25 protein-coding genes are annotated in these 25,787 nt (G+C 68.9%); 8 read left to right on the top strand and 17 right to left on the bottom strand.

All coding sequences use genetic code 11. The features are described from left to right. Complete coding sequence (locus tag AC4D14_RS05795) at positions 1 to 447, bottom strand: YccF domain-containing protein (protein WP_490900669.1); 447 nt, start codon at positions 445 to 447, stop codon at positions 1 to 3. Positions 448 to 641: 194 nt separating this feature from the next. Next, positions 642 to 2,306 carry a DEAD/DEAH box helicase gene (locus tag AC4D14_RS05790; RefSeq protein WP_490900667.1) on the bottom strand — a complete coding sequence of 555 codons (1,665 nt, stop codon included), beginning with the start codon at positions 2,304 to 2,306 and terminating at the stop codon, positions 642 to 644. Positions 2,307 to 2,640: 334 nt separating this feature from the next. Between AC4D14_RS05790 and AC4D14_RS05785 the strand changes: the two genes are divergently transcribed. Both AC4D14_RS05785 and trmB read left to right on the top strand, forming a co-directional pair. Continuing rightward, positions 2,641 to 3,909 carry a M20 metallopeptidase family protein gene (locus AC4D14_RS05785; RefSeq protein ID WP_490900666.1) on the top strand — a complete coding sequence of 423 codons (1,269 nt, stop codon included), beginning with the start codon at positions 2,641 to 2,643 and terminating at the stop codon, positions 3,907 to 3,909. Between the two features lie 61 nt (positions 3,910 to 3,970). After that, entirely contained in the window at positions 3,971 to 4,867 is an 897-nt protein-coding gene (gene trmB / locus AC4D14_RS05780) for a tRNA (guanosine(46)-N7)-methyltransferase TrmB (protein WP_490900664.1), read from the top strand. Between the two features lie 19 nt (positions 4,868 to 4,886). On the opposite strand, the gene AC4D14_RS05775 is transcribed toward trmB, so the two are convergent. Further along, a complete protein-coding gene (locus AC4D14_RS05775; RefSeq protein ID WP_490900662.1) occupies positions 4,887 to 5,234 on the bottom strand; it encodes a UBP-type zinc finger domain-containing protein in 348 nt (115 codons plus the stop codon). Between the two features lie 367 nt (positions 5,235 to 5,601). On the opposite strand from AC4D14_RS05775, the gene AC4D14_RS05770 reads away from it, so the two are divergent. Continuing rightward, positions 5,602 to 6,591 carry a DUF5996 family protein gene (locus AC4D14_RS05770; RefSeq protein WP_490900660.1) on the top strand — a complete coding sequence of 330 codons (990 nt, stop codon included), beginning with the start codon at positions 5,602 to 5,604 and terminating at the stop codon, positions 6,589 to 6,591. Positions 6,592 to 6,691: 100 nt separating this feature from the next. Here the strand turns inward: AC4D14_RS05770 and AC4D14_RS05765 are convergent, their stop codons facing one another. Then, complete coding sequence (locus AC4D14_RS05765; RefSeq protein WP_490900659.1) at positions 6,692 to 7,375, bottom strand: SDR family NAD(P)-dependent oxidoreductase; 684 nt, start codon at positions 7,373 to 7,375, stop codon at positions 6,692 to 6,694. Between the two features lie 75 nt (positions 7,376 to 7,450). Between AC4D14_RS05765 and AC4D14_RS05760 the strand changes: the two genes are divergently transcribed. Then, positions 7,451 to 8,020, top strand: coding sequence for a DUF5655 domain-containing protein (locus tag AC4D14_RS05760; RefSeq protein ID WP_490900657.1), 570 nt, complete (start codon positions 7,451 to 7,453; stop codon positions 8,018 to 8,020). Here the strand turns inward: AC4D14_RS05760 and AC4D14_RS05755 are convergent. The 8 genes from AC4D14_RS05755 to AC4D14_RS05720 all read right to left on the bottom strand — a co-directional run bounded on the left by AC4D14_RS05755 (position 7,992) and on the right by AC4D14_RS05720 (position 17,073). Next, positions 7,992 to 8,693, bottom strand: a complete 702-nt coding sequence (locus AC4D14_RS05755; protein ID WP_490900655.1) for a PspA/IM30 family protein — start codon at positions 8,691 to 8,693, stop codon at positions 7,992 to 7,994. The two genes, AC4D14_RS05760 and AC4D14_RS05755, sit on opposite strands and share 29 nt — an antisense overlap. A 35-nt stretch (positions 8,694 to 8,728) precedes the next feature. Then, positions 8,729 to 9,295, bottom strand: a complete 567-nt coding sequence (locus AC4D14_RS05750; protein WP_490900654.1) for a hypothetical protein — start codon at positions 9,293 to 9,295, stop codon at positions 8,729 to 8,731. Between the two features lie 123 nt (positions 9,296 to 9,418). After that, complete coding sequence (locus AC4D14_RS05745; RefSeq protein ID WP_490900652.1) at positions 9,419 to 9,820, bottom strand: heat shock protein transcriptional repressor HspR; 402 nt, start codon at positions 9,818 to 9,820, stop codon at positions 9,419 to 9,421. A gap of 81 nt (positions 9,821 to 9,901) precedes the next feature. Then, a complete protein-coding gene (locus AC4D14_RS05740) occupies positions 9,902 to 10,885 on the bottom strand; it encodes a DnaJ C-terminal domain-containing protein (protein ID WP_490900651.1) in 984 nt (327 codons plus the stop codon). A gap of 170 nt (positions 10,886 to 11,055) precedes the next feature. Then, on the bottom strand, positions 11,056 to 11,736 hold the full coding sequence (locus AC4D14_RS05735; protein WP_490900649.1) for a nucleotide exchange factor GrpE: 681 nt from the start codon (positions 11,734 to 11,736) through the stop codon (positions 11,056 to 11,058). A 2-nt stretch (positions 11,737 to 11,738) separates the two neighbouring features. Beyond that, positions 11,739 to 13,616, bottom strand: coding sequence for a molecular chaperone DnaK (gene dnaK, locus AC4D14_RS05730; protein ID WP_490900648.1), 1,878 nt, complete (start codon positions 13,614 to 13,616; stop codon positions 11,739 to 11,741). Between the two features lie 142 nt (positions 13,617 to 13,758). Then, a complete protein-coding gene (locus AC4D14_RS05725; RefSeq protein WP_490900647.1) occupies positions 13,759 to 14,607 on the bottom strand; it encodes an esterase/lipase family protein in 849 nt (282 codons plus the stop codon). 288 nt (positions 14,608 to 14,895) lie between these two features. Next, entirely contained in the window at positions 14,896 to 17,073 is a 2,178-nt protein-coding gene (locus AC4D14_RS05720) for an MMPL family transporter (protein WP_490900646.1), read from the bottom strand. Between the two features lie 99 nt (positions 17,074 to 17,172). On the opposite strand from AC4D14_RS05720, the gene AC4D14_RS05715 reads away from it, so the two are divergent. From AC4D14_RS05715 to pabB, 4 genes are read left to right on the top strand one after another with little or no spacing between them, the layout of a single operon-like run. Next, positions 17,173 to 17,670: a MarR family winged helix-turn-helix transcriptional regulator gene (locus AC4D14_RS05715; RefSeq protein WP_490900644.1), complete on the top strand. Its 498-nt coding sequence runs from the start codon at positions 17,173 to 17,175 to the stop codon at positions 17,668 to 17,670. Next, entirely contained in the window at positions 17,667 to 18,464 is a 798-nt protein-coding gene (locus AC4D14_RS05710) for a methyltransferase domain-containing protein (protein ID WP_490900642.1), read from the top strand. Before AC4D14_RS05715 ends, AC4D14_RS05710 begins: the two co-directional genes overlap by 4 nt. Positions 18,465 to 18,522: 58 nt before the next feature. Further along, positions 18,523 to 19,140: a LysE family transporter gene (locus tag AC4D14_RS05705; RefSeq protein WP_490900640.1), complete on the top strand. Its 618-nt coding sequence runs from the start codon at positions 18,523 to 18,525 to the stop codon at positions 19,138 to 19,140. Positions 19,141 to 19,185: 45 nt separating this feature from the next. Continuing rightward, entirely contained in the window at positions 19,186 to 21,303 is a 2,118-nt protein-coding gene (pabB, locus tag AC4D14_RS05700) for an aminodeoxychorismate synthase component I (RefSeq protein WP_490900638.1), read from the top strand. Positions 21,304 to 21,346: 43 nt separating this feature from the next. Here the strand turns inward: pabB and AC4D14_RS05695 are convergent, their stop codons facing one another. From AC4D14_RS05695 to AC4D14_RS05675, 5 genes are read right to left on the bottom strand one after another with little or no spacing between them, the layout of a single operon-like run. Next, positions 21,347 to 22,333, bottom strand: coding sequence for a sugar kinase (locus tag AC4D14_RS05695; protein WP_490900637.1), 987 nt, complete (start codon positions 22,331 to 22,333; stop codon positions 21,347 to 21,349). Then, on the bottom strand, positions 22,330 to 23,016 hold the full coding sequence (locus AC4D14_RS05690) for a bifunctional 4-hydroxy-2-oxoglutarate aldolase/2-dehydro-3-deoxy-phosphogluconate aldolase (RefSeq protein ID WP_490900636.1): 687 nt from the start codon (positions 23,014 to 23,016) through the stop codon (positions 22,330 to 22,332). Before AC4D14_RS05690 ends, AC4D14_RS05695 begins: the two co-directional genes overlap by 4 nt. Further along, a complete protein-coding gene (locus AC4D14_RS05685; protein ID WP_490900634.1) occupies positions 23,013 to 23,768 on the bottom strand; it encodes an SDR family oxidoreductase in 756 nt (251 codons plus the stop codon). The genes AC4D14_RS05690 and AC4D14_RS05685 overlap by 4 nt, the downstream gene beginning before the upstream one ends. Further along, the gene (locus tag AC4D14_RS05680; RefSeq protein ID WP_490900633.1) at positions 23,761 to 24,816 is read right to left on the bottom strand and encodes a zinc-dependent alcohol dehydrogenase; all 1,056 of its coding nucleotides are present in this window, start codon (positions 24,814 to 24,816) and stop codon (positions 23,761 to 23,763) included. The genes AC4D14_RS05685 and AC4D14_RS05680 overlap by 8 nt, the downstream gene beginning before the upstream one ends. After that, positions 24,813 to 25,787 carry a C-terminal binding protein gene (locus AC4D14_RS05675; protein ID WP_490900632.1) on the bottom strand — a complete coding sequence of 325 codons (975 nt, stop codon included), beginning with the start codon at positions 25,785 to 25,787 and terminating at the stop codon, positions 24,813 to 24,815. The genes AC4D14_RS05680 and AC4D14_RS05675 overlap by 4 nt, the downstream gene beginning before the upstream one ends.

Raw genomic sequence — 25,787 nt, 5'->3', positions numbered from 1 at the left:
TCAGCGGTACTTCGGGGCCTGGTACGGCTGGAACGGCTGCTGCGGGAACTGGTACTGCGGCAGCCGGGTGCCGCGGGTTTCGACGATGACCTTGCCCAGTGGCATCAGGGACACGGGGATGAGCTTCAGGTTCGCGATGCCCAGGGGAATCCCAATGATGCTCACGAACATGGGGATGGCCGTGAGCACGTGGCCGATGGCGATCCACACACCGGCGACCAGCAGCCAGATGATGTTGCCGAGCGTCGAGAAGAAGTACGTCTGGCCGCCCCGGTCAACGACGGTGCGCCCGAAGGGCCACAGGGCGTAGGCGCCGATGCGGAACGAGGCGATGCCGAAGGGGATGGTGACGATCAGCGCGCAGCAGACGATGCCTGCCAGGAAGTATCCAAGGGCAAGCCAAATGCCGCCGAAGAGCAGCCAGATCACGTTCAGGAGTGTGTTCATTGGGCAATTGTCGCTCACGGTGGACGGAGTTGGCAGCTAACCACCCTTTCCCCGTCCTCCACCCCCGCCGAAACTGCAGCTCACCACGCTTCGGCGTCGTCGAACGGTGGTGACCTGCCAACTCGACGGGGGTGGGAGACGGAAGAGCCCCCTCCCGCATGCGGGAAGGGGCTCTTCTGCGGTCTCGGCAGGGCCTAGCGCGAACGTCGTTCGTTCGACGCCGGAGCGGTGGCCCGGCGCGGTCCGCCTGAGCGGGGTGCCGATGCGGGCCTGCCGCCGGACGACGGCGCGTGGCTGCGCTGGCCGCCGGCCGCTGGTGCTGCGCCGGACGCGGGACGGCGCGGTGCGACGTCACCGGCGCGCTGGCCGGTCGCCGGCCTGCGGCTGCGGGTGCCTGCGGCCTCGTCGGTCGAACGACGGCGGCTTCCGCCGGTGCCTGACCCGGCGTCGCTCCCGAAGCGGGGAGCCTGCGGCTGGTCCTTGCGGCGGTCGGCGCGGTTGCCCTGGGCGGGCTGCGCGTCGGCGGAGACGCGGCCACGGCCACCCCTGCCGCCGCGTCCGCCGGCTGCCGGCGCTGCGGTGCCGCGGCGGGCGCGCTTGCGCTGGGCGTTCGCCCCGGTGGAGGTGCCCTCGCCGCGGGCGGAGTCGCGCTGGGCGATCAGTGCGGCACGGGTGCGCGGATCAACCTTCTCCGCGACATCACCGATCAGCTTGCCGATGAGCGGCGAAGTCGCCTTGACGTTCTCGAAGGCGACGTCGACGCCGGCGGCGCGCATCAGCTTCTGAACCTCGGACTTCTGCTCCGGCAGGGTGATCGTCACGACGGTGCCTGAGGAACCGGCGCGGGCGGTGCGGCCCGAACGGTGCAGGTACGCCTTGTGCTCGGTGGGCGGGTCGACGTGGACGACGAGTTCGACGTCGTCAACGTGGACGCCGCGGGCGGCGACGTCGGTCGCCACGAGGACGCGGACGTCTCCGCTGGAGAACTCCGCAAGGTTCCGGTCGCGGGCGTTCTGCGAGAGGTTTCCGTGAAGGTCGACGGCGGGGATGCCGGCGTCGGTCAGGGTCTTGGCCAGCTTGCGCGCGTGGTGCTTGGTGCGCATGAACAGCAGGCGGCGCCCGGTGCCCGAGGCGAGCTGGACGATGAGCTGCTTCTTCTGGGTCTGGTCGCCGATGAGCAGCACGTGGTGCTCCATCGTGGTCACCGCGGCCTGGGGATCGTCGACCGAGTGGGTCACGGGCTTGCTCAGGTAGCGGTTGACGAGCTTGTCAACGCCGTTGTCGAGCGTTGCCGAGAACAGCAGGCGCTGGCCCTCGGTGGGCGTGGTGTCCATGAGCTTCTTCACGACGGGCAGGAAGCCGAGGTCGGCCATGTGGTCGGCCTCGTCGAGGATGGTGATCTCAACCGACTCGAGCGTGATCAGCTTCTGGCGCATGAGGTCCTCAAGGCGGCCGGGGCACGCGATGACGATGTCGACGCCGGCACGCAGCGCCTTTTCCTGGCGCTGCTGGGAGACGCCGCCGTAAATGACGGTGGTGTTCAGGCCCAGCTCGTTGGCGAGGGGCTCAACGGTGTTGTTGATCTGCGTGGCGAGCTCGCGGGTCGGGGCGAGGATCAGTGCCAGCGGCCGTCCGGGCTTGCGCCGGTAGGCGGCTTCCTGCTCGGCGAGGCGGGAGACCATGGGGAGGGCAAAAGCGAGGGTCTTTCCCGAGCCGGTGCGGCCGCGTCCGAGGACGTCACGCCCTGCCAGGGTGTCGGGCAGGGTCTTGACCTGGATGGGGAAAGGTTCGGTGATTCCCTGCGCGGAAAGGTTCGCAACCAGCGCTTTGGGCACACCAAGGGCAGCAAAAGTAGTCATGTATTTACACGAACTTTCTTCTCATCTTCCCCGGCGCCGGTTGGCACAGGGGTTCGCCGAAGAAAAGTCAGACAGTGTCCACCGCGCTTCCATCAAAGGAAGCTTGATGCGGGACAAAAGAAAGCGTTCATCGACGCAGGCTGCGGGCAGTGCGGGTCGAAATGACCCTAAAGGTACGCAGACATGTCCTTTCACTGTACCAGCCGGACGGCGGCCCGCCGGACCACGGGCCGCGGACGGGCGCGCAATGCCGCCGATTGGCGCTGTTGTCTGCGATTGTGGGATCCGACACACCCGTATCCATTCAGCTCGCCGCAGATCAGGAAGGACCCCCGTGATTTCTCCCGCTTCGCCGCAGTCTCTCCCGGCCCAACCGGCCCCGGGCCTGCTCGATGACGCCCGCCGCATCAGCGCCTCCCTCACGGAGCTGCGGCACCGGCTCCACCAGGAGCCGGAGATCGGACTCCTGCTGCCCCGGACCCAGCAGAAGGTCCTCGAAGCGCTGAACGGGCTCCCCCTCGAGATCACCTGCGGAACGGCGTCGACGTCGGTCACGGCGGTGCTGCGGGGCACGGCGCCCTCCGGCACGGGGCCCCGGCCGGTGGTGCTGCTGCGCGGCGACATGGACGCGCTTCCGGTCGCCGAACTCACCGGAGTCCCCTACAGCTCCCAGGTTGAGGGCGTCATGCACGCCTGCGGCCACGACCTCCACACGGCGATGCTCGCGGGTGCGGCAACCCTGCTTGCCGAACGCCGCGGCGAGCTGGCCGGCGACGTCGTGCTGATGTTCCAGCCCGGCGAGGAAGGCTACGACGGCGCCGCGGTGATGATCCGCGAAGGCGTGCTCGACGCCGCGGGGCGGGTCCCTGATGCCGCCTACGGGATCCACGTGACGTCCTCGCTGCTGCTCAACGGCGTCGTTGCCAGCCGCCCCGGGACCCTGATGTCGGCGTCGGACGGCCTGACGGTGACGATCCGCGGCGCGGGTGGCCACGGTTCGGCGCCGCACCGGGCGAAGGACCCGGTGACGGTTGCCGCGGAGATTGTGACCGCCCTGCAGGTGATGGTGACCCGCAGGTTCGACATGTTCGACCCCGTGGTGCTCACGGTGGGCGTGCTGCGTGCGGGAACGAAGCGGAACATCGTTCCCGACAACGCGCGCGTCGAAGCCACTGTGCGCACGTTCTCGGAGGAAAACCGGAAGCGCATGACCGAATGGGCCCCGCAGCTCGTCAACGGCATCGCCCAGGCGCACGGGCTCGAAGCGGAGGTCGAGTACTCAACCGAATACCCGCTCACCGTCACCGACGCCGCGGAAACCCTCCACGCGCAGCGGCAGGTCGAAGCCCTGTTCGGGCCGGAACGCTACCGCACCTTGGAGCAGCCGCTGAGCGGATCGGAGGACTTCTCCCGGATTCTTGAGGCGGTGCCGGGGACGTTCCTGTTCCTCGGGGCGACGACGCCCGGAGCGGATCCCAGGGAGGCGCCGTTCAACCACTCACCGGGCGCTGTGTTCGACGACAACGTCCTCGCCGACGGCGCTGCCCTATACGCCCAGCTCGCGCTGTCGCGGCTCGCTGCCCCCGCCGGCGAACCCGGCTGACCGGGGTTCCAGCCGCCCGGGCGGCGTCCCCGCGCCGTCCCGGGCGGTAGCCTTGATACCGATGTATACAGACCATGACTCCCAGGACGCGCCGTCGGCCGACGCTTCCGCAGCCCACCGCGGCCAGCCGGTCTCCTTTGTCCGCCGGGGCTCGAGGCTGCAGGGGCGCCGCCGCGACGCCTGGGCCGAACTCTCCGCCGACTACCTGATCGATGTGCCGCGGGTTGAGGCCGATACCTCAGTCGACCCCGGTTACAGGTTCGATGCCGAGGCCGCCTTCGGCCGCAGGGCCCCCCTGGTGGTCGAGGTCGGTTCGGGCCTGGGCGAGGCGATCACCCACGCCGCGGAACTGGAGCCGGAACGCGACTTCCTTGCCCTTGAGGTGTACCGGCCGGGGCTGGCGCAGACAATGCTGAGGATCAGCCAGAAGGACCTCGCGAACGTGAGGGTGGCCCAGGTCAACGCCCCCGAGGCGATGGCGGGAATGCTCGCGGCCGGGTCGGTCAGCGAGCTGTGGGTCTACTTCCCCGATCCCTGGCACAAGGCCCGCCACCGCAAGCGCCGGCTCGTGAAGGAAAGCTTCGCTGAGCTCGCCGCGCGCGTGCTCACCCCCGGATCCCTGTTCCGGCTGGCAACCGACTGGTCCGATTACGCCGTGCAGATGCGCGCGGTGCTTGATGCTTCGCCGTTCTTCGACAACGCCCATGCCGGCGAGCGCACCGGAGCGGCCAGCCCCCTGACCCAGGTGTGGGCGAGCGGGGTGGAGCAGATCGTTGGAGGCGCTCCCGTGCGTGCCGGCAAGGATCCGGTCAGCACCGGAAACACCGGAGAGAACGAAGGCACCGACACGCTCGGCGGCTGGGCCCCGCGCTTCGAGGGCCGCCCGCTGACCAGCTTCGAGAACAAGGCCATTGAGGCGGGCCGAATGATCTTCGACCTCACTTACCGGCGCCTCTAACGACGAAAGCCCGCTGGAGCTAGTGCAGTTTGGTGACCCAGTCGGCCGGCACACGGCCCTCGGGCCCCGGAACGGGCTGGGTCTGCGGGTAGCTCTGGGGAGGCGCAAGCTCCGGTCCCCTCACGTACTCCCCGGTGGTGTAGTTCCAGAACCAGTCCTCCCCCGGCTCGAAAGAGCGGACCACAGGGTGGCCGGTCTCAGCGGCATGTGAGCTGGCGTGCTGGTTGGGCGAGGAATCGCAGCAGCCAATGTGTCCGCACTGGGCGCAGCGGCGCAGGTGGAACCACCAGCCGTTCGCCGTCAGGCATTCCACGCACCCGGTCCCCGAGGGGGGCGCCGATTGATCAATCCCCGTAACATCGGTCATTATTTCGTCCTTCCCGCAGGCCGGCGTGAAGCAAAGCCCTGCAATGGTCGTCTAGTTTTACACCCTGCGCCCCACCGGTGCCAGAGCCGGGCCGTGACCCCTTTACCGCGGCACCCCGTGGACGTACATTCGTGGCAGCGCATCGGCGGCCCTGCAGCACTCCCAGAGGGCATTCGCCGCACCACCTTCCCCATCATTACGCTTCCCCACCGCCAGGAGCAGCAGTGAGCATCGCAGTCCGCGGAACAGGAAAGGTGGGCACGGTGCTGGCGGACGGTCTTCTCATCGCGGGGCACGGAGTCGTGCTGGGAACAGCCTCCTTCAACCTCAAAGCCGGCGTCTAGGACCGGAGATTCGGAGGGACACTGTGGAATTCACGAGAACCGACGCCGCCGCAGTTCCGCCCTGGCCGCGGCTGCGGGTCGACGAGTGGGCTTCGACGCGGGAGACCGTCCACATGTGGCTGCAGATTGTCGGGAAAATTCGTTTGGCGCACGCCCCGCTGGTCAACCACTGGTGGAATGTTCCCCTCTATGTGACACCGCGGGGCCTCGGCACATCCTCGATCCCCTACGGGCAGGGGAACTTCGACATGGAGTTTGATTTCCTCGCTGACGTTCTCCGGATCCGCAGCAGCGACGGCCGCGAAGGGTCGGTGGTTCTCGAGTCGAAGCCGGTGGCCGAGTTCTTCGAGGAGACGATGAGCGCGCTGGCCGGCCTTGGCATTGCGACGTCGATCCGCGCCGTGCCGACAGAAGTCGAGCCTGCTGTCCCCTTCACCGAGGACTACGGGCACCGCACCTACGACCGGGCGTCGGTCGAGCTTTTCTGGCGGCAACTGATGCAGGTGGACCGGGTCATGCAGAAGTTCCGGGCGCATTTCGCCGGGAAGGTGAGCCCGGTGCACTTCTTCTGGGGTTCGATGGACATGGCGTGCACGCGGTTCTCCGGCAGGCCTGCCCCGCCGCACCCCGGCGGCATCCCGAACGCGCCGGACTGGGTGATGGTCGAAAGCTACTCGAGGGAGCTGAGCAGCTGCGGCTTCTGGCCGGGCGGCGGGGAGGAGGGCGCCTTCTATTCGTACATCTATCCCGAGACCGCCGGGTATGCCGAAAGCCCGGTGCGGCCGGCCGGCGCCTACTACAACAGCGACTACCGGCAGTTCCTGCTCCCCTACGAGGTGGCGCGCGCGGCTCCCAATCCGGATGCCGCCGTCCTTGAGTTCTTCCAGTCGACCTACGAAGCGGCGGCCGAGGCCGGCGGTTGGGACCGCGCAGACCTCGAGACGGATCCCGGGCGGCTCCCTCCGGGCGCAGCGGGGGCTGGGCAGGGAAACACGTCGGGCCAGCCGGGCTGACCTGCCGTCAGCAGGGCCGCCCGGCGCGCCGGTGAACCGCCGGGGTAAGGCTTCGGAGCCCGGCGGCCCCAGGACAGTGTGGAGCACGGTGTCGGGTCCGTCAGAACGCCGACGACGGCAGGTCCTTCTCCCCGTCCACAATGGCCATTACGATCCGCTCGGCCACTTCTCCCGGGTCCTTGCCGCGCGGCAGCCGCGGCGCGCTGCCGGCAAGGGGCCGCCCGGCGAGTCCGGTTTCGGTGTGGGGAGGCCGCACGTCGAGCACCCGCACCCCCTGCCGCCGCAGCTCAAGTCCGAGCGACTTGCCATAGGCGCTGAGCCCGGCCTTCGTCGCCGAGTAGGCGGCCATGCCAAGGGTCGGGCTCTCGGCGACGACGGCGCTGAGCTGCACGACGACCGAATCCTGCGCCAGCTTCGGGCCCACCTCGCGCATCAGCCGCATGTAGCCGAGCAGGTTGGCAAGCATGAGTTCATCAAGGGTTTCGTCATCAACCTCGACGGCGGGGCCGAAGGCAACCGAGCCGGCAGCGAAAACCACCCCATTGAGTTCGCGCCCGTACGCTGCGGCGGCGATCTCGGCGGGAGCACCGATGCGTCCGAGGTCGGCCGCGACGGTGCCGAGAGCCGCAGTGCCGAGTTCCCCGGCGAGGGCCTCAAGCTTGGCCGTCGAGCGCCCGGAGAGGGTGAGCCGGGCGCCCCGCGCCGCCAGCCGCCTGGCGATCTCGGAACCGAGCACTCCGGTGGCGCCGACAACGAGGTAATGGGACCCGTTCAGCTCAGTCATGGTGCGAGTGTACCAACGGGCCCTTCACCCCGCAGGGTTCCGGCCGGCGCCCGGTGGGCAGCTAGGCTGTGGGCCATGAGCGAGATCAAGACCTGGCAGGTGATGGTTGACACGAACGCCGAACGTCTCCAGCGCACAACGGGACGCAGCGTCGACGAGTGGGTGCTCTCCGCACGGGAAGCCGGCATCGGATCCCGGGCCGAGCTGGCGGCCTGGCTGAAACGCCAGGACGTCACCGGGTACAGCCTGATGAGCGTTGACTGGGCCATGTTCGGCTATCCGGCGTACTTCATGCGCTCCGCTGACGAGCTTTACGAAGGGCAGTACGCCGACCGGCCCGCACTGCGGCCGATCGCCGACATCCTCCTGGCCTGGGCGCTCGGAACCGAGGGCGTTGAGGTCCAGATGCGCAAGACCTACGTCTCGCTCCAGACGGCGCGCCGCAAATTCGCGCAGGTCACCCCGGCCACCAAGACGGCGGTGGACGTGCTGCTGCGCGTTCCGCTGCCGGGCAACGCGCGCGTCGAGCCGGTGCGTGCACCGGCCAACGATCCATTCGCGTGGCGCATCCGCCTCCGCAGCGTTGACGACGTCGACGCTGCGGCAATGGAGGCCCTTACTGCTGCCTTGGAGGATAGCCTTTAGGGCGTCGTTCCTTGAGCCGGGCGAGTTCTTCACCTGCCGCGGTGTCGGCCTCGAGTTCCTCAAACGCTTCCTCGACGCGCAGGGATGTTGAGTCCGACCACGCCAGTTCCTCCCGCGCTGCCGCAATGGCGGCGAGCCGGCGGGCCTCCCGCTCGGCTTCCCGGGCCGCAAGCTCCGCGCCGGGGACCGGCCGCGACGCGGCGTTGAGAGCCTCCTGCACCCCGAGGGACGCCTCGGCGCGTGCGCGCTGCGCGGCGATGGCCTGGTGTTGGAGCGCGTTTTCGTAGATCCGGCGTTCAAGGCGGCCGACGTCCGCCGCGATCCTGCGGGCCTGGGCGTCGGCTTCCTCAAACTGCGCCGACACGATGGCCAGGTGCTTGCCTGCGTTCATTGCCTCACGGATCGCCGTCCGCGCTGTGGCGTCGTCGCCGCGGTCGACGGCGGCTGCGGCCTGGGCTTCGAAGTAACGCACCCTCGCCGCGGCGTCCTGGGTGATGATTTCAAGGCGCCGGCGGTGGGCGGCGAGGTCCGCCGCTGCCCGCCGCGCGGATTCCAGGGACTGCTGTTGCGCCTGCTGGACCTGCTGGGCGGCGAGCATCGGGTCGGTGCCGGCGTCCTGGGCCGACGCTTTCGATGCGCGGACAATGCGCTTGATGCGGCGTCCAATCGACATGCCGGAGCCTCAGCCGCGCCGCTGTTTCCGGGGCCTCACGAGGCCTGCCGGGCGCCGTATGCATTCATCCACGAGTGCATTGCGCTGATTTCCATGCGCAGCCGCACGTCGGCCCGCTGAAGCTGTACGCCGTCGAGCGACCAGGATGTCTGCAGCAGGCACCGGCGCAGGTCCACCGACAGTTTTTCGAGGGCGCGCGCCTGACCTGCCAGCCCTGCCGAGAGTTCGCGCTTGAGTTTGCGGTTCGGCTCCCGGTCGGCGATCCTGAGCTGATCCTCAAGGGACAGCGCCGCCCACTCCAGCTCCCGGGCCGCCCCGGGGAGCTCACCCACCGGCCGCCCGCGGTGCACTGCCTCGGCAAGCGCCCGCCGCGTGGCCTGGACCGAGCGGCGGAGCTCGAGGATCAGGCGTGCCGGCTCACGGGTGATGGGGTCCACCGCATAGCTGTGGAGGGTCAGCCTTCCGTGCTCGGCGGCCTGCTTCACGACGCCCGAACGCTTGATGCGCCTGACGAGCAGCCACAGCGTCACACCGGAGCCGATGGTGAGGAAGGCCAGGAAACCCAGGCCAAGAAGGAGGAGTTGAAGTAGTTCTTCCATCATTTCCTCGGCATTCCCGTTCGTGCGCGGAGTTCTGGCATTACTCAAGTCTGCCCTGCGGCCACTCCAATTTCCAGCGCCATTCTCTGCGCAGGGCCCCGGGCGGCCCAAGACGGCCGGGAGGATTCAGCTCTGCGGCCGCCAGACCATCAGCGCCTGGCTGCGGGCGCGCGGGCGCTGGCCGCGGGCGAGCGTGACGACGTCGCCGGCAAGGCCTGCGGCGAAGACGCGGCTCGGGTCGGGCTGGCCGCGGCGCTGCAGCAGTTCGGCGCTGAGTTCCTTGACCCGCTGCTGGAGTTCCGAGACCTGGTTTTCAAGGTCGAGGATGCGCCGGATCCCCTCGAGGGAGACCCCTTCCTGGGAAAGCCGCTGGATTTCCCGGAGGGTGCTCACATCCTTCATCGAATACCGGCGGGCGCGGCCGGGAGCGCGGCTGGGCGTCACCAGGCCCAGCCGGTCGTACTGGCGGAGGGTTTGGGGGTGCATATCGGCCAGCTCCGCGGCCACCGAGATCACGTAGATCGGCATTGACACATCCATTGCGGGCGTCGCCTCCTCATGGCAATTCTTCGGTTCGTGGTGGGCAGCCCGTCCGGAGGCGGGCTGCCCTTAGAGCTGCGCTTTGGCAGCGAGGCCGGCGCGGGGATTCGCTTCGGCTGTTGCGGCCGCGAACGCCTCGACGGCGGCCGCGGCTTCCTTCGAGAGGTTCTGGGGGACGACGACGTCGATCGTGACGAGGAGGTCGCCGGTTGTCTTCGAGGTTGAAACGCCGCGGCCCTTGAGCCGCAGGGTCCGGCCCGAGGGCGTTCCGGGTGGAACCTTCATCTTGACCATCTCTCCGGAGATGGTGGGAACCTCGATCTGCGCGCCGAGCGCCGCTTCGGGGAAGGTGACCGGAACGTGGACCTTGATGTTGTCGCCGTCGCGTTCGAACAGCGGGTGGCTCTTGACGTTGACGGTGACCATCAGGTCCCCGCTGCCTGCCGGGCCCGACTGGCCCTTGCCGCGCACGCGAACCTTCTGCCCGTCCTTGATCCCCGGCGGGATGCGCACGTCGATGACTTCACCGGACGGTTCGCGCAGGCCGATCGTGGTGCCCTTGATCGAGCCTGCGAAGGAGATGGTGGTGCTGGCGGTGCGGTCGGCGCCGCGCCGGGGAGGAGCCGAGAATCCTCCGCCGAAGCCACCGGCGCCTCCGCCGAACAGGTCGGCGAACTCGGGCGGGAGGTCGCCGTATCCGGTTCCGGTGCGCTGGCGGGACCCGGCGCCCTGCCCGAAAAGGTTGCCGAAGATGTCCTCGAAGCCGCCGGCGCCTCCCCCGGCGCCACCGGCCCCGCCGGCGGTGAAGCGCGCTCCGCCGCCCATGGCGCGGATGGCATCGTACTGCTTGCGTTCCTCAGGATCGGAAAGGACGGAGTATGCCTCGGAGACGTCCTTGAAGGTCCGCTCGGATCCGGCATCGCCGTCGTTGCGGTCCGGGTGGTGCTTGCGGGCAAGCTTGCGGTACGCCTTTTTGATATCGGCGTCCGTTGCGTCCTTGGAGACACCGAGGATCTTGTAAAAATCCTTATCGACCCAATCCTGACTAGCCAATTGGAGTCTCCTTTCACTGCTTCTTCAATGATGTAGGGAACAGTACCTGCCGGAGGTACTGCCGACGCTGGCCGGGTTCCCGGGGAAGGCGGCTTTAATACTTCCGGCGAGCTCTGCGAGCGGGAAGTTTCGTTGCCGCCGTCCGGGGACCCGGCCAGCATTGACGGAGATTACTCCGGTACTGCGACGATCACTTGGGCCGCCCGAAGCACCCGGTCACCCTTCCGGTATCCGGCGCGGAGGACCTGGCTGACACTGTCGGCCTGCACCTCCGGGCTCGGCTGCTGGATGAGCGCCTCGTGGATGTTCGGGTCGAACGCGACACCGGTCTCGTCGATCCGGGTCAGTTCGTAAGCCTTGAGGGCGTTCTCGAACTTGCCCGCGATCGCCGCGAACGGCCCGTCGACGAGGTCGCCGTGCTGGCGCGCGGCGTCGATGTCGTCGAGGACCGGCATCAGCGAGTTGATGACGCCGATGACTGCCTGGTCGCGTGCAACGTCGCGGTCCCGCTCTACGCGGCGCCGGTAGTTGACGTACTCAGCCTGCAGCCGGAGCAGGTCGTTGCGCAGTTCAGCGATGACCTCCGTCACCGGCGCGTCTTCGCCCTCGCCGGCCTCGTTGAGGATGGCTTCGGCCTGGGCGAGCGCGTCGCCGTCGGCGGTGTCCGCGGCGGGCGGCGCCGGGGGCGCCTCCTCCCCGGCTGGGTCCCCGGACACCGGCTCGGCCGGTGCCGGGTCGCCGGTGCCGTTCTGCTGCCCACGGACCGCGCCCGTTTCAGGATCAATCTTCCGCTTGTCGCGGAAGCTCACTGGCTCTGACTGGTGCTCTTCTTCGTTTCCGTGGTGCGGCATTGTTACTTCTTCTCGTTGATGTCGTCTTCGTCCACAACTTCGGCGTCGACAATGTCGTCGTCGGCACCGGCCGGCGGCGTCTGGCCGTCAGCCGAGGCACCGGCGCCCGCCGAACCCGCGTCCTGCTGCGACTGGGCGTAGATCGCCTCGCCCAGCTTGGTCTGGGAGGACTGCAGCTTCTCGAACGCGGACTTCACCTCGTCGTCGTTGTCCTGGCCTTCAAGCGCCTTCTTCAGGGCGTCGACGTCGGCCTGAACCTCGGTCTTGACCCCCTCGGGCAGCTTGTCCGAGTTATCGGAGATGAGCTTGTCAACGGAGTAGGCGAGCTGCTCGGCGGCGTTGCGGGTGTCGGCTGCCTCGCGGCGGGCCTTGTCCTCGGCTGCGTGCTCCTCGGCCTCGCGGACCATGCGGTCGATGTCCTCCTTGGAGAGGGAGGATCCACCGGTGATGGTCATCGACTGCTCGGCGCCGGTGCCCTTGTCCTTGGCGGACACGTGGACGATGCCGTTGGCGTCGATGTCGAAGGTGACCTCGACCTGCGGGACTCCGCGCGGGGCCGGCGCGATGCCGGTCAGCTCGAAGGTGCCCAGCGGCTTGTTGTCGCGGGTGAACTCGCGCTCGCCCTGGAAGACCTGGATCGCCACGGACGGCTGGTTGTCGTCGGCGGTGGTGAAGGTCTCGGACCGCTTGGTCGGGATGGCGGTGTTGCGCTCGATGAGCTTTGTCATCATGCCGCCCTTGGTCTCGATGCCGAGGGAGAGCGGGGTGACGTCGATCAGCAGGACGTCCTTGCGCTCGCCCTTCAGCACACCGGCCTGCAGTGCGGCGCCGACGGCCACGACCTCATCGGGGTTGACGCCCTTGTTGGGCTCCTTGCCGCCGGCGAGTTCCTTGACCAGCTCGGAGACCGCGGGCATGCGGGTGGAGCCGCCGACCAGGATGATGTGGTTGATGTCGGAGACCTTGATGCCGGCCTCGGAGATCACGTCGTGGAACGGCTTCTTCGTGCGGTCGAGCAGATCCTTGGTGAGGTCCTGGAACTTGGCGCGGGAGAGGTGCTCGTCGAGGTGCACGGGGCCCTCGGGGGTGACGGAGAGGTACTGCAGGGAGATGTTGGTCGAGGTGGCCGAAGACAGTTCCTTCTTGGCCTGCTCGGCAGCTTCCTTGAGGCGCTGCAGGGCGATCTTGTCCTTGGACAGGTCGGCACCCTTGGCCTTGGCCTGGGCCAGGAGGAAGTCGACGACGCGCTGGTCCCAGTCGTCGCCGCCAAGGCGGTTGTCGCCCGCGGTGGAGCGGACCTGGATGGTGGAGAACTGGTCCTCGTCCTTGCCGACTTCGAGCAGGGAGACGTCGAACGTTCCGCCGCCGAGGTCGAACACGAGGATGAGCTCGTCTTCCTTGCCCTTGTCGAGTCCGTAGGCGAGCGCCGCGGCGGTGGGCTCGTTGACGATGCGCAGCACCTTCAGGCCCGCGATCTCGCCGGCCTCCTTGGTGGCCTGGCGCTCGGCGTCGTTGAAGTACGCGGGAACGGTGATGACGGCGTCGGTCACCTTCTCGCCGAGGTAGGACTCGGCGTCGGTCTTCAGCTTCTGCAGGATGCGGGCCGAGATTTCCTGGGCGGTGTACTTCTTGTCGTCGACGGGGATGGACCAGTCGGTGCCCATGTGGCGCTTGACCGACGCGATGGTGCGGTCGATGTTGTTGACGGCCTGGCGCTTGGCGATCTCGCCGACCAGCACCTCGCCCGCCTTGGAGAACGCAACGATCGACGGCGTGGTGCGCGCGCCTTCGGCGTTGGCAATGACGGTGGGCTCGCCGCCTTCGAGGACTGAAACAACTGAGTTGGTGGTTCCGAGGTCAATGCCTACTGCACGTGACATGCAAGTTTCCTTTCGACAGCCCGGGAATTTGCTGGCCGCTCAACCGCCGGGCGCGTAGATTGAGCGTTCTCCACTCAACTGTACTCCGTGCTGGCAGGGAGTCAAACCAAAGTTGAGTCTGTATTACTCAACTCCTCAATGGTCATAAACATTCCGGCTGGTACAGGGGGCTCGCCGGACCCTTCGAGGCGAGGGCGTGGCTGACCAGCTGGTGCACCACCGGATCGTTCGGGGCCTGGTCGTGCTCGATCGGATCGAGCGGGCACTTGTCCTGGAGGGTGATGTTCGTGACCTGCCGGGCCGGCCCACTCAGGAACTGGCTCGTATAGGGGGTGACCACCTCGTCGTACTTTGTCGAGAGCACCGTGTAGGACGGGCCGTTCACGGTATCGCCGATCGAGTTGAGCTTCGCGAGGAACGCCGACCCCGCCTCCTGGTCGGCACACGCCTGGCAGAGGAGACCCGAATCGCCGGCGCCCAGGGGAACCTGGTCCGGCGTCGGGGCAATGACGCCTTCGGTGCCGTGGTTGGACGGCGCGATCCCCACGAGGTGGTTGACCATTTTCGCTCCGCCGAGGAACCCGAGGTAGTACCGCGGCATCATTCCGCCCTGGCTGTGGCCGACGATGTCCACCTTCTGGGCCCCTGTGGCACCCAGCACCCCGTCGATGAAGGAGGCGAGCTCGCCTGCCGAATCGGCGATGAACCCGGTCGCGTCCACGCCGTTGGTGGTGCCGTAGTTGAGGGCGAAGACGCAGTACCCCTGTGCCGCGAGGCGTGGAGATAGCGTCGCCCAGTTCTTGGTCATGCTCTCGAAGGTGCCGGGGACCAGCACCACGGGCCGCGGGTGCTTGGCACTGGGCTTGCAGGACCAGTCGTTGGCGCCGGGCGGGGCGATGTCGAGGGTGTCGGCCGAGGCAGGGGCTCCTCCGGCGAGGCTTGTGGCGGCAAGGGCGACGGTCGCGAGGACGGTTCGGATGCGGAAGGACATTGTCTGAGACCTCTTCGAATCAGCACGGGCCCGGAAGGGCTTTGGACCCCGTCAACGCTAAGGGCCCTTATTACTTATGGCAACGGCGTTGGGAAAATGTGCACGGCCAGCAGTGACGGACGCGGAGGGTCAGGAGACGGCGGCATCGCCTGACAGCCGCTCCCTCCGGTTTGCCCCTGCCCACCGGCCGGCGCCGATGGGTGGGCATGTCCGGACATGCCCACCCATCACCCGCGCTCCCCGGGCGTCAGTGTCGGGACGACCCGCCGTGTGGCCGGCCCGCAGACCCTAGCCGCGGTGGGCCGCCACCGCGCGGTGCTCGTGCTCGTCGGCGTCGGGCTCCGCCGCCCGGTGCGCCGGCATCTGGCCCCTGCCGAGGGCGGACGGCCACCAGATGCGCCGGTCGAGGTCGTAGGCGAGCGCCGGCACGAGCAGTGATCGCACGAGGACCGTGTCGAGCAGCACCCCGAACGCCACGATGAAGGCAATCTGGGCGAGGAACAGGATGGGGATGACGCCGAGGGCCGCGAAGGTTGCCGCCAGCACCACTCCGGCGGAGGTGATGACCCCGCCGGTCACGCCCAGCCCGCGCAGGATGCCGGGGCGGGTTCCCAGCCGCAGGGACTCCTCCCGAACCCGGGTCATGAGGAAGATGTTGTAGTCAACACCCAGCGCCACGAGGAACACGAAGCCGAACAGCGGCACCGACGCGTCGGCGCCCTCGAACCCGAGCAGGTTGTTGAACACCAGCGCGGAGACGCCGAGGGCTGTCGCGTAGGAGAGCACGACGCTGAGGATGAGCAGCACCGGGGCAACGACTGCGCGCAGCAGGAGCATCAGGACCACAAGGATGACGGCCAGGACGATGGGGATGATCTTGCCGAGGTCGGCGAGCGCCGTGTCGTTGGTGTCGACGGCAATCGCCGTGACGCCCCCGACCAGCGAATCGGGGCTTTCGCCCTCCAGCGCCGTGCGGAGGTCGCGCACAACGTTTTCGGCGTCTTCGGAGTCGGCCTGGTATTCGAGGGTACCGTTGATCAGCACCCTCCCGTCCTTGACCACGGGCACCCCGGCGCCGTCGACCGTGAGGGCCGCCTCGGAGACGCCGGGCTGGTTTTCGACGATTTCCAGGACGCGGTCCTGGTCCTGCTCGGGGGCAACGACGGCGAGGGGGCTGCCGGAGCCGGCGTCAAAGTGGCGGCCGAGGGCCTCCTGCCCGTCGACGGCGTTGGAGGAGGTGAGGATCAGCTCGGACTGGGGCACGCCGCTTGCCTGCAGCTGGGTCAGCCCCAAGGCCCCGGCGACGAGGACCAGCAGTGAGCCGATCCAGACGGCGCGGTACCGGCGCGCCACAAGGACGCCGACACGGCGCCACAGCCCGCGCAGGCCTTCGGTGCCCGCCGGCCCGCCGGTTGAGGCGTTGCGGGAGTTAGCTCCGACCTTCGGGCGCAGCGGCCAGAAGGCTGCACGGCCGAAGAGCAGCAGCAGCGCCGGGAGCAGGCTCAGCGCCGCAGCAACGGAAAAGACGATCCCGATTGCGGCAATGGGTCCAAGGCTGCGGTTGGAGTTGAGGTCGGAGAAGAGCAGGCACAGCAGCCCCAGGATGACGGTCGCCCCCGACGCCGCGATGGCTGCAACCGATCCCCGGTAGGCCATCTTCATGGCCTCCCAGGGCGACTGCACCTCGCCCAGGCTTTCCCGGAAGCGGGCCACCAGCAGGAGCGCGTAGTCGGTTGCAGCGCCGATCACCAGGATTGAGAGGATGCCCTGGCTTTGGCCGCTGAGCTGGATCCAGTCCCACTTGGCGAAGGCGAACACCACCAGGATCGAGGTGGACAGTGCGAAGACGGAGGTCAGGAGCACGAGGAACGGCAGCACCACGGAACGGTAGACGGCGAGCAGGATGACGAACACGCAGCCGAGTGCCACGGCCAGCAGGATGCCGTCGATGCCCCCGAACGCGCTGACCAGGTCGGCGGTGAATCCGGCAGGTCCTGTCACATACCCGGTGGCGCCGTCCGGCAGTTCTTCGTTGAGCACGCCGCGAAGCTCGGCGACGACCTCGCCCAGCTCGGCGTCGGCCGAGACGAACGCGATGTACTGCACGGCCCTGAGATCCTCCGAGGGGATGGGACCCACGACGGCCGGGCCTCCTCCGGCGGGGGCCTCGAGCCCCTCGACCTCCGCCAGCCGACCCGCCACCTCGGCATAGGCGCCGAGGTCCCGGGGCGGAATGTCGCTCGTCGATTCGGCGACGATCACGGCCGGCACCGCATCGGAGCTGCGGAACTGCTCCTCGAACTCGCCGGCCGCCGTTGATTCGGCGCTGGCGGGGAGGAAGGCCGCCTGGTCGTTGCTCGACACCTCCTCGAGGCGCCCGAAGGTGGGCCCGCCGACGGCGGCACCGGCGAGCCAGATCAGGACGATGACGGCGGGAAGCAGGACGCGCAGCCAGATGCTTTTCATTGTGGAGCCTCTCGAAGGATTATCTCTATTGCCGAGTATATCCATGATGGAGATACTCGGCAGGGCGCATAGAGTAGGAAATGAAACGAGGTGTAAACAGTGGCCAATGACAACCGGGCGGATCTGCTGGCGCTCCTGCAGCAGTTCACCGCCGAGACGGAGCGGTATGTCGACGTCGTCAGCACCAAGGACGCCCTGCACCCGACGGACCTTCACGCGCTGGGTGTCATGGTCGGTGCCGCGCGGTCGGGAACGGTCGTCACCCCCAGCAGGCTGCGGGAGGAACTCAACCTCAGCTCCCCCGCCACCACGGCGCTGATCGACCGGCTCACCTCGGCAGGCCACGTCACCCGCACGCGCAGCGACGTCGACCGCCGGCAGGTGCACCTCCAGATGACGGAGAAGGCGCAGGCTGCCGGGAACCGGCTCTTCGCCCCCCTCGCCCGGCACATCTCCGACGCCCTCGCCCGGTACACCGACGACGAGCTCGCCCTGCTGAAGACGATGATGGAAAGTGTCACCGCCGCAACCATTGCTGCGAAGAATGACGCGGGGAGGCTGACCGTTTCCCCTCCGGGGTCTAACCTCAGACCATGAACAGCGAGGTGTACTCCCACGGCCATCATCCAAGCGTCACCCAGGCTCATGCGACCCGCACCCTTGCGGACTCCGGCGCCTACCTGATCCCGCACCTGCGGCCGGGCATGGACGTCCTCGACGTCGGCTGCGGTCCGGGAAGCATCACCGCGGACCTCGCGCGGGCCGTCAGCCCCGGAACGGTGACCGGCCTCGACCGCTCCCCCGACGTGGTGGCCGAAGCCGCCGAGCTTCACGCCTCGCTTGCCAATGTCCGCTTCCAGACCGGAAACGTCTACGACCTCGACTTTCCCGACGAAACCTTCGACCTGGTGCACGCCCACCAGGTGCTCCACCACCTCGTCGACCCGGTTGCCGCGCTGCGCGAGATGCGCCGTGTCGCCCGCCCGGGCGGGCTCGTCGCGGTGCGCGACGCCGACTTCCACGCCATGACCTGGTACCCCCAGCTGCCCGAACTCGACGAGTGGATGGCGCTGTACCAGGCCATTGCGCGCGGCAACGGCGCCGAGCCCGACGCCGGGCGCCGCCTGCTCGGCTGGGCCCAGGAGGCGGGCTTCGAGGAGGTGGAGATCTCCTCCTCGAACTGGCTCTACGCCAGCGAGGAGCGGAGGCAGTGGCACGCGCAGTCGTGGGCGGAACGGGTGCTCCACTCCGCCTTCGCGGAACAGGCCCTCGAACGCGGGCTCGCCGACAAGGCCGCGCTCGAGCGCATCTCCGCCGGGTGGCTCGCCTGGGCGCAGGCGCCGGCCGGCACGTTCCTGATCCCCAGCACGGAAATCATCGCCCGGTCCTAGGTCCGTGGTTCCAGGGCTCCGGTAGGGCGCCCCGGGCGGGACGATTTACTATGAACAGGTGAACCCCTCGGTCTGGCTTGCGCTTCTGGGTGCCGGCACCCTCATCAGCTTCACCCCCGGCGCCGGCGCGGTGAACACCATGAGCAACGCGCTCACCGTCGGCTTCCGGCGGGCGATCTGGGGCATCGCCGGCCAGCAGGCCGCGCTGCTGATCCACATCGCCGTCGTGGCAGCCGGAGTCGGGCTGCTCGTTGCGAGTTCGCCGGTCGCCTTCAACGTGATCCGCTACTCCGGAGCCGCCTACCTCGTCTACCTTGGGGTGCGAAAATTCCTTCAGGCACCGGATCTGGAGGAGGCCTCCGAAGCCCGCCGCCGCGAAGGCCCGCTGTCCATGTTCCGCCGCGGGCTGTGGGTGAACCTGCTCAACCCGAAGGCCGTCGTGTTTTTCCTGGCGTTCATTCCGCAGTTCATCCGCCCCGACGAACCCCTGCTGGGACAGTACGGGGTGCTGGCGGGTACGGTGATCGCCATCGACGTCCTCGTGATGTGGTTCTTCTATGCCGCAACCGCCCGCTCGTTCCAGCGCTTCACCCGCGACCAGCGCGGTCAGCGGATCCTCAACCGCGTCTTCGGGTCGCTGTTCGTCACAGTGGGGGTCCTGCTTGCCCTCGCCTGATCCCGCCCTTTCCAGCCCGGTGAACCATGTGAAGGGGTCCTAGCGGTGGCAGCACGGGCCGGCGGTGCGGACGTCCCGCTGATCCTCGCCGTTGACGGCCGCTCCGGCGCGGGCAAGACCACCCTGGCCGTTGAACTCGCGGCACTGCTGCGCGAGCACCACCGGGTGAGCCTGTTCCACCTCGAGGACATCTACCCGGGCTGGGACGGACTGGCAGAAGGCCTCACCCGTTATGTCGAGACGGTCCTGCGTCCCCTTGCCGCCGGCGAATCCGCGTCCTGGCACGCCTGGGACTGGGAAAACGGCACAGACGGCCCGCTGCGGCACACCGAGCCGGCCGAAATCGTGATCGTCGAGGGGGTCGGGGCCTCCTGCGCGGCGGCCCGCCCCTACCTCGACGCCGCGCTCTGGGTGGAGGCGCCCGACGACGTCCGCCGCACCAGCGCGCTCACCCGTGACGGCGACACCTTCGCACCGTACTGGCAGCACTGGGCCGAGCAGGAACTGACCTGGCTCGGGCAGGACGCCCCCGCCGTCAACGCCGACCTTCTGGTTCAGGGCCACCGTGGGACCACCACCCCGCCCCAGGTGCGGCTGGCCCTGTCCGGGCTGCCCCGCTGGTCGGCGGCGATGTCCCCCGAGCGGGCAGGACGCCGCGGGCTGGCCGTCTCGGCTGAACGGATCGGGCACGAACCCGACACCCCGGCTCTTTTCGCCGCGCTGTACGGCCGATCGCCGTCCGCCGTGTGGCTCGACAGCTCTGACGCCGGTGCTGCCGGTTCTCCCCCGCCGGAGCGCAGCCGCTTTACCGTGATGGCCGACGACGGCGGGATGTTCGGCCAGTCCGTCCGCCACCGCGCGGGCCTCACCGAAGTCACCGCCGGCGCCGTCACCGCCCGCATCGCGGGGCCGTTTTTCCGGTGGCTCGACGGCGTGTGGGGGCGCGGCAGCTTTGGTGCCCCTGGCGGTTACGAGTGCGGGTTCACCCTCGGCTGGCTGGGGTACCTCGGCTACGAACTGAAGCGGGAAACCGGCGGCTCCTCGCTGCCTGCCACCGCGCTGCCCGACGCGGCATTGATCTTCGCCGGGCGCGCCGTCGTGGTCGACCACCGGGACCGCTGCGCGTTCCTGCTGACCCTCGGCGACGGCTCGGCCGACCCCGAGCTGGGTCGGTGGTTCGAGGCGGCCCGGGCCGCAGTGCTCGGTGCTTCCGGTGCAGAGGTGGCCGGATCGGCAGCGACCGCTGTCGAAGCCGCCGGTTCAGCCATCCCCACGGCCGCGCCCACGCAGGGCCCGGCCATTCCGCACGCTCCGGTCTTCACCTCCCGCGACGACCGTTCCGGCTACCTTGCGAAAATCGGGAAGGCCCAGGCCGAAATCGCCGAGGGAAACACCTACGAGGTGTGCCTCACCACTGAACTCGCCGCCCGGCTTGACACTCCGGTCGATCCGCTTCAGCTCTACCTCGCACTGCGCGCCGCCAATCCGGCACCGTTTGCGCACTTTCTCCGGTTCCCTGGGCTGGCGCTTGCCAGCACCTCCCCGGAACGCTTCCTGAAGCTCGGCGCTGACGGTTCGCTGCGCGCCGAGCCGATCAAGGGAACCCGCCGCCGCTCGGCCGACCCAGAAGAGGACGATGCCCTGAAGCGGGACCTGGCCACGTCGCTGAAGGACCGCGCCGAGAACATCATGATCGTTGACCTGCTGCGCAACGACCTTTCCCACTTCGCGGTGCCCGGTTCGGTGACGGTCAGCCGGCTGTGCGCCATCGAAACCTACGCCACCGTGCACCAGATGGTCAGCACCATCGATGCCCGGCTGCGCCCTGGCTCGTCCCGCGCTGAGGCGGTTTCCTCGGCCTTTCCGGCCGGATCGATGACCGGCGCCCCGAAGATCAGCACAATGGAACTGCTCGACCGGCTGGAGCAGGGGCCGCGGGGCGCCTACGCCGGCGCGGCAGGGTACTTCTCGCTGAGCGGCGCGGCGGACCTCGCCGTCGTCATCCGCACGCTCGTCATCGAGGATGACGGCCGCGGGGCTCGCCTCTCGCTGGGGGTGGGCGGTGCGATCACCGCCGATTCGGTGCCGGCCGAGGAGTGGGAGGAAGTGCGGACCAAGGCCTACGGCGTCCTTTCGGCTCTGGGCGCCGTGTTCCCCGGCTGAGGCCCGCGCGCAGCGGCGCCGTCGGACACGGGCAGCAGCCCGCTCAGCGTGAGACCGGATCCGCCGCCTCGAGCAGCCCGAGTTCGCTGCGCTTCGGCATTCCCTCCCAGTCACCTGGAACGAGGCACGCAAAGGCTCCGGTGCGCACGGCCGTCAGCAGGCACACCTCCGTCGCGAGCCCCTGCAGCCGTTCGGCGAGGTAGCCGGCCACGAACGCGTCACCGGCACCAACCGTGTCGAGCGCCTGAACGGGAATCGCCACCTGCTCGAAGTACGCCCCGTCCACCAGGGCCGCACACCCGCGGGCCCCAAGCTTTACGACGACCTGCGACGGCCCCAGCCCGGCGAGCCGTTCCGCGAGTTCCTTCGGGCCGTCCGCCTGGCCCACGAGCAGTGCCGCCTCGTCGTCGCCGGCGAACAGGATGTCCGCCCTGGCCGCAAGGCGCCGGAGCACGGGGGAGGCGGCGTCGGCACTCCACAGCGCCCCGCGGTAGTTGACGTCGAAGGAGACGAGGGTGCCCGCCGCCCTCGCTGCCTGAACGGCGAGGTCGACGGCGTCGGCGGCAGTCCCCGAGAGCGCCGGGGTGATGCCGGTGATGTGGAGGAGCCGGGCGGCGCCGATTTCGTCGACGGGCACGTCGGCGGGCGCCAGCCGTGATCCGGCGCTGCCTGCGCGGTAATACCAGACCTTCTGGGTGTGCTGGGTGCGCCGTTCCTTGATCATGAGCCCCGTTGGCGCCCCCGGGTCCCGGATGGCACGCACAGCGAGTCCTTCAGCGCGCAGTTCGCGGACCACGAGGTCGCCCAGGCTGTCCTCGCCCACCCGGCCGAACCAGGCCACGGGGGTGCCGAGCCGGGCCAGGGCGATTGCGACATTGCTTTCGGCCCCGCCGATGCCCAGGCCGAGTTCGGAGGCGTGGGCCAGCGGCCCCGGCGTCTGCGCCCGCATGAGGGCCATGGTTTCGCCGAAGGTGATGACGCCGTCCCGGCCCGTGGCGCCCGGCAGACCCGGTCCCGGGGCCCCTGTCATTTCCCTGCTCCCCCGGCTGTGGCCGGTTGCCGCGACCGGGCCACCAGCTCGGAGACTTCCCGGGCCCGCTGGATCAGTCCCGCCGGGCTTCCTCCGGCGAAGGCGTCCTGCAGGAGCGGACCGCCCAGGCTGACGGCCAGCGCACCGGCTTCAATCCAGCCGGGCACATCGGCGATGCCGACGCCGCCGCTGGGGATGACCTCGATGTCAGGGAAGGGCCCGCGCAGCTGCCCGATGTACCCGGCTCCGACGGTGGATGCGGGGAACAGCTTGACCGCCGTGGCCCCGGCATTCCACCCTGCCAGCAGTTCGGTGGGCGTCAGGCCCCCGGGGTAGACCGGGACGCCCCGCTCCACGCAAAGGCGCACTGTGGGAAGGTCCATCACCGGGGTGACGATGTAGGCCGCTCCGGCGTCGATGGCCTGCTGCGCCTGCTGCACTCCGGTGACGGTGCCGATGCCGATGTCCGCAGCGGTCCCGAAGCGTTCGAGGAGCCGTGGAAGCTCCTCGAGCGCGCCGGGGGTGCTGAGCGTGAGCTCGATCGAGGTGACCCCTCCGGCGAGGAGCGATTCGATCACCGGGGCGTACTGGTCGGCATGGCCCGCCCGGAGCACCGCGATCACGGGATTCCGGAGCAGGGCCGGCCCGGCCGGAGGACGCTGAACGGAAGAGGGAGCAGTCATCGGCCCAGCCACCCGCCGTCGATGGGAAGGATTGTGCCGTGGATGTAGTCGGCGGCCCGCGAGGCAAGGAACACGACTCCTCCTGTCAGGTCGTCCGGCTTCCCCCAGCGTCCTGCGGGGATGCGCTCGAGGATCTGCGCCGAGCGGCTCCCGTCGGCCAGGAGGGCCTCGTTCATGTCGGTGGCAAAGTATCCGGGGGCGACGGCGTTGACGTTGACTCCCCGGCCCGCCCATTCGTTGCTCAGGGCCTTGGTCAGCTGCCCCACCGCGCCCTTTGATGCAGCGTACGCCGGCACCCGGAACCCGCCCTGGAAGGTGAGCATCGAGGCGAGGTTCACGATCTTCCCCTCGCCGCGCTCCAGCATGGGGGCGCCGAAGCCCTGGCACAGCTGGAAGACGGCGCGGGTGTTGACCTGCATCACGGTGTCGAAGTCCGCCAGCGGGAATTCCACGGCATCGTGCCGGATCTGCGTCCCGGCGTTGTTGACGAGGATGTGCACCTCGGAGGCGGCCAGTGCCGCGGTGATCGCTTCAGCGATTGAGTCCTCGCTCGTCAGGTCCACCGGGATGTGGCGGATGCTGCGGCCCAGCCGTCCGGCGGTCTCCTCAAGTTCCGCGGAGAGTGCGCTGCGCTGGAGGGCGATGACGTCGGCTCCCGCCTCGAGCAGGGCCCGGGCCGTGGCCTGGCCGATGCCGCGGGAGGCGCCGGTGATGGCGGCGGTTCGTCCGGTGAGGTCGAAGGGGTTAGACATGAGCCGCCCCGCTCTCTTCCGCCGCCGAACCGACGAGGACCTTCAGGACGCCACTGGCCGACATGGCCTTCGTGAAGGCGTCGGGCACCTTCTCGAGCGGGAAGACCTCGACCGGTATCCGGCTCAGCTGCAGCACGTCGGTTTCAATGAGCGCGACGGCCCGTTCCATGTCCTGGCGGGTATAGACGCGCACCCCGAGGAGCCTTTGCTCGGCGAAGGTGATGCCCTGCAGGTCGAGCTTCGCCGGTTCCTTGTAGACGCCGACGAGCACGATGGTTCCCTGCACCCGCGCTGCCCCGGACAGGGCGGCGGCGACGCTGGGATGGGCCGCGGAGTCGAAAACGATGTCGGCCCCGGCGTTGCCGGTTCTGGAGCGCACCGTGTCCACCGGGTTGTCACCCGGGGCGACGACCGGAAAACCGAACCGTTCGGCCGCCTCGCGGCGGTGCTCGCTGGGTTCGATCAGGAACACCTCTCCGGCGCCGGCTTCACGGGCGACAAGGGCTGTGAGCAGCCCGATGGGGCCGGCCCCGAAGACGGCGACCCGCTCCCCGCCTGACAGCCCGGAACGGGAAACGGCGTGGACCGCAACGGCCAGGGGCTCCGCGAGGGCCGCCTGCCGTGCGGGAACACCGGGATCGACGGGAAGGAGTGCGTGTGCCGGAAGGGCGACGTATTCCGCGAGCGAGCCCGGCGCGTCGATGCCGTAGAGGTTCAGGTTCTGGCATACGTGGGTGTTTCCGTCGGAGCAGGGCCCGCAGGTGCCGCAGGTGATCAGCGGCTCCACGACCACCCGGGTTCCCTCGGCCGGACCTCCCGGTGCGGCGACGGCGACCGTTCCGGTGATCTCATGGCCCATGATCAGCGGCGTCTTGGCCCGCGGGTGGGTGCCGTGATAGATGGAGAAGTCGGTGCCGCACAGGCCCGTGTACTCGACCTTGATCAGCGCCCAGCCTTCGGGCACCTCGGGCAGGGGAACCTGCTGCATCGCGACGGTGTCCGGCGCGGTGAGGACGGCGGCCTTCATTGTCGAATTGGAGGTGGTCATGAGAGAACTTTCGGGTTGAGGATGTTGCGAGGGACGGTTCCGGAGCAGACGTCGAGCACGTTCTGCAGGGTCCTGCTTTTCAATTCTCCGTAGGATTCCTCGCTGTACCAGGCGGCGTGGGGGGTCAGCACCGCGTTCTCGAGCCGCAGGAGGGGGTGGTCCGCCGGCAGCGGCTCCTGTTCGAAGACGTCGAGGCCGGCCCCGGAGAGCTGCCCCGACTCGAGGGCCGCGACGACCGCATCGGTGTCCACAACCCCGCCCCGGCACGTGTTGACCAGCACCGCGCCGGGTTTCATGGCCGACACGGTGCCGGCGTCGATCAGGTGGTGCGTTTCGGCGGTCAGCGGCACGTGGAGGGAGACGACGTCGGCGCGGGCGAGGAGGTCCTCGAACCCGACGACTTCGACGCCGTCCTGGGTGAGAGATCCCGGGCGGAGTCGCGGTTCATAGCCGATCACCGTGTACCCGATGCCGCGGGCCTTGCGGGCCGTCGCCGACCCGATCAGCCCGAGGCCCACGATGCCGAAGACCCGGGTCGCGGTCCGGTGCAGCGGCTGGACCGGGGCCAGGCTGTGCTCTCCGGCGCGCATGCGGCGGTCCAGTTGCGCGACCCCCCGCGCCAGCGTCAGGGCCAGTGCAATCGCGTGGTCGCTGACGTCTTCGGTTCCGTAGTCGGGAACGTTACACACGGCGACGCCGCGGGCGGTGGCGGCCTCGATGTCGACGGTGTCAACGCCCACCCCGTAGCGCCCGATGGCCTTGAGCCCCGGGAGGGCGTCGAGCACCCGGGCGGTGATGGGGGCGTACTGGACGAGGATCCCGTCGGCGCCTGCGGCAGCAGCGATGACGTCGTCTTCGGTGCGGCAGGAGGCAAGCTTGAGGTCGGCGCCGCGGCTGCGGGCGAGCTCCTCCTCGATGGCGATTGAATCGTGGTCGCAGTCGGTGATGATGATTTTCAACTGGTCTGACAT

The organism is Arthrobacter sp. TJ-254 (genome assembly GCF_058269175.1).
This window is presented reverse-complemented; position numbering and strand designations above follow the sequence as displayed.

Excerpts from the sequence above, each read along its gene's own strand:
- AC4D14_RS05695 (WP_490900637.1), bottom strand. The coding sequence starts at position 22,333 with ATGACAGGGGCCCCGGGACCGGGTCTGCCGGGCGCCACGGGCCGGGAC.
- AC4D14_RS05675 (WP_490900632.1), bottom strand. The coding sequence starts at position 25,787 with ATGTCAGACCAGTTGAAAATCATCATCACCGACTGCGACCACGATTCA.
- AC4D14_RS05775 (WP_490900662.1), bottom strand. The coding sequence starts at position 5,234 with ATGACCGATGTTACGGGGATTGATCAATCGGCGCCCCCCTCGGGGACC.
- AC4D14_RS05790 (WP_490900667.1), bottom strand. The coding sequence starts at position 2,306 with ATGACTACTTTTGCTGCCCTTGGTGTGCCCAAAGCGCTGGTTGCGAAC.
- trmB (WP_490900664.1), top strand. The coding sequence starts at position 3,971 with ATGTATACAGACCATGACTCCCAGGACGCGCCGTCGGCCGACGCTTCC.
- AC4D14_RS05680 (WP_490900633.1), bottom strand. The coding sequence starts at position 24,816 with ATGACCACCTCCAATTCGACAATGAAGGCCGCCGTCCTCACCGCGCCG.
- AC4D14_RS05795 (WP_490900669.1), bottom strand. The coding sequence starts at position 447 with ATGAACACACTCCTGAACGTGATCTGGCTGCTCTTCGGCGGCATTTGG.
- AC4D14_RS05760 (WP_490900657.1), top strand. The coding sequence starts at position 7,451 with ATGAGCGAGATCAAGACCTGGCAGGTGATGGTTGACACGAACGCCGAA.
- AC4D14_RS05710 (WP_490900642.1), top strand. The coding sequence starts at position 17,667 with ATGAACAGCGAGGTGTACTCCCACGGCCATCATCCAAGCGTCACCCAG.
- dnaK (WP_490900648.1), bottom strand. The coding sequence starts at position 13,616 with ATGTCACGTGCAGTAGGCATTGACCTCGGAACCACCAACTCAGTTGTT.
- AC4D14_RS05725 (WP_490900647.1), bottom strand. The coding sequence starts at position 14,607 with ATGTCCTTCCGCATCCGAACCGTCCTCGCGACCGTCGCCCTTGCCGCC.
- AC4D14_RS05765 (WP_490900659.1), bottom strand. The coding sequence starts at position 7,375 with ATGACTGAGCTGAACGGGTCCCATTACCTCGTTGTCGGCGCCACCGGA.
- AC4D14_RS05755 (WP_490900655.1), bottom strand. The coding sequence starts at position 8,693 with ATGTCGATTGGACGCCGCATCAAGCGCATTGTCCGCGCATCGAAAGCG.
- AC4D14_RS05685 (WP_490900634.1), bottom strand. The coding sequence starts at position 23,768 with ATGTCTAACCCCTTCGACCTCACCGGACGAACCGCCGCCATCACCGGC.
- AC4D14_RS05720 (WP_490900646.1), bottom strand. The coding sequence starts at position 17,073 with ATGAAAAGCATCTGGCTGCGCGTCCTGCTTCCCGCCGTCATCGTCCTG.
- AC4D14_RS05690 (WP_490900636.1), bottom strand. The coding sequence starts at position 23,016 with ATGACTGCTCCCTCTTCCGTTCAGCGTCCTCCGGCCGGGCCGGCCCTG.
- AC4D14_RS05745 (WP_490900652.1), bottom strand. The coding sequence starts at position 9,820 with ATGCCGATCTACGTGATCTCGGTGGCCGCGGAGCTGGCCGATATGCAC.
- AC4D14_RS05750 (WP_490900654.1), bottom strand. The coding sequence starts at position 9,295 with ATGATGGAAGAACTACTTCAACTCCTCCTTCTTGGCCTGGGTTTCCTG.
- AC4D14_RS05735 (WP_490900649.1), bottom strand. The coding sequence starts at position 11,736 with ATGCCGCACCACGGAAACGAAGAAGAGCACCAGTCAGAGCCAGTGAGC.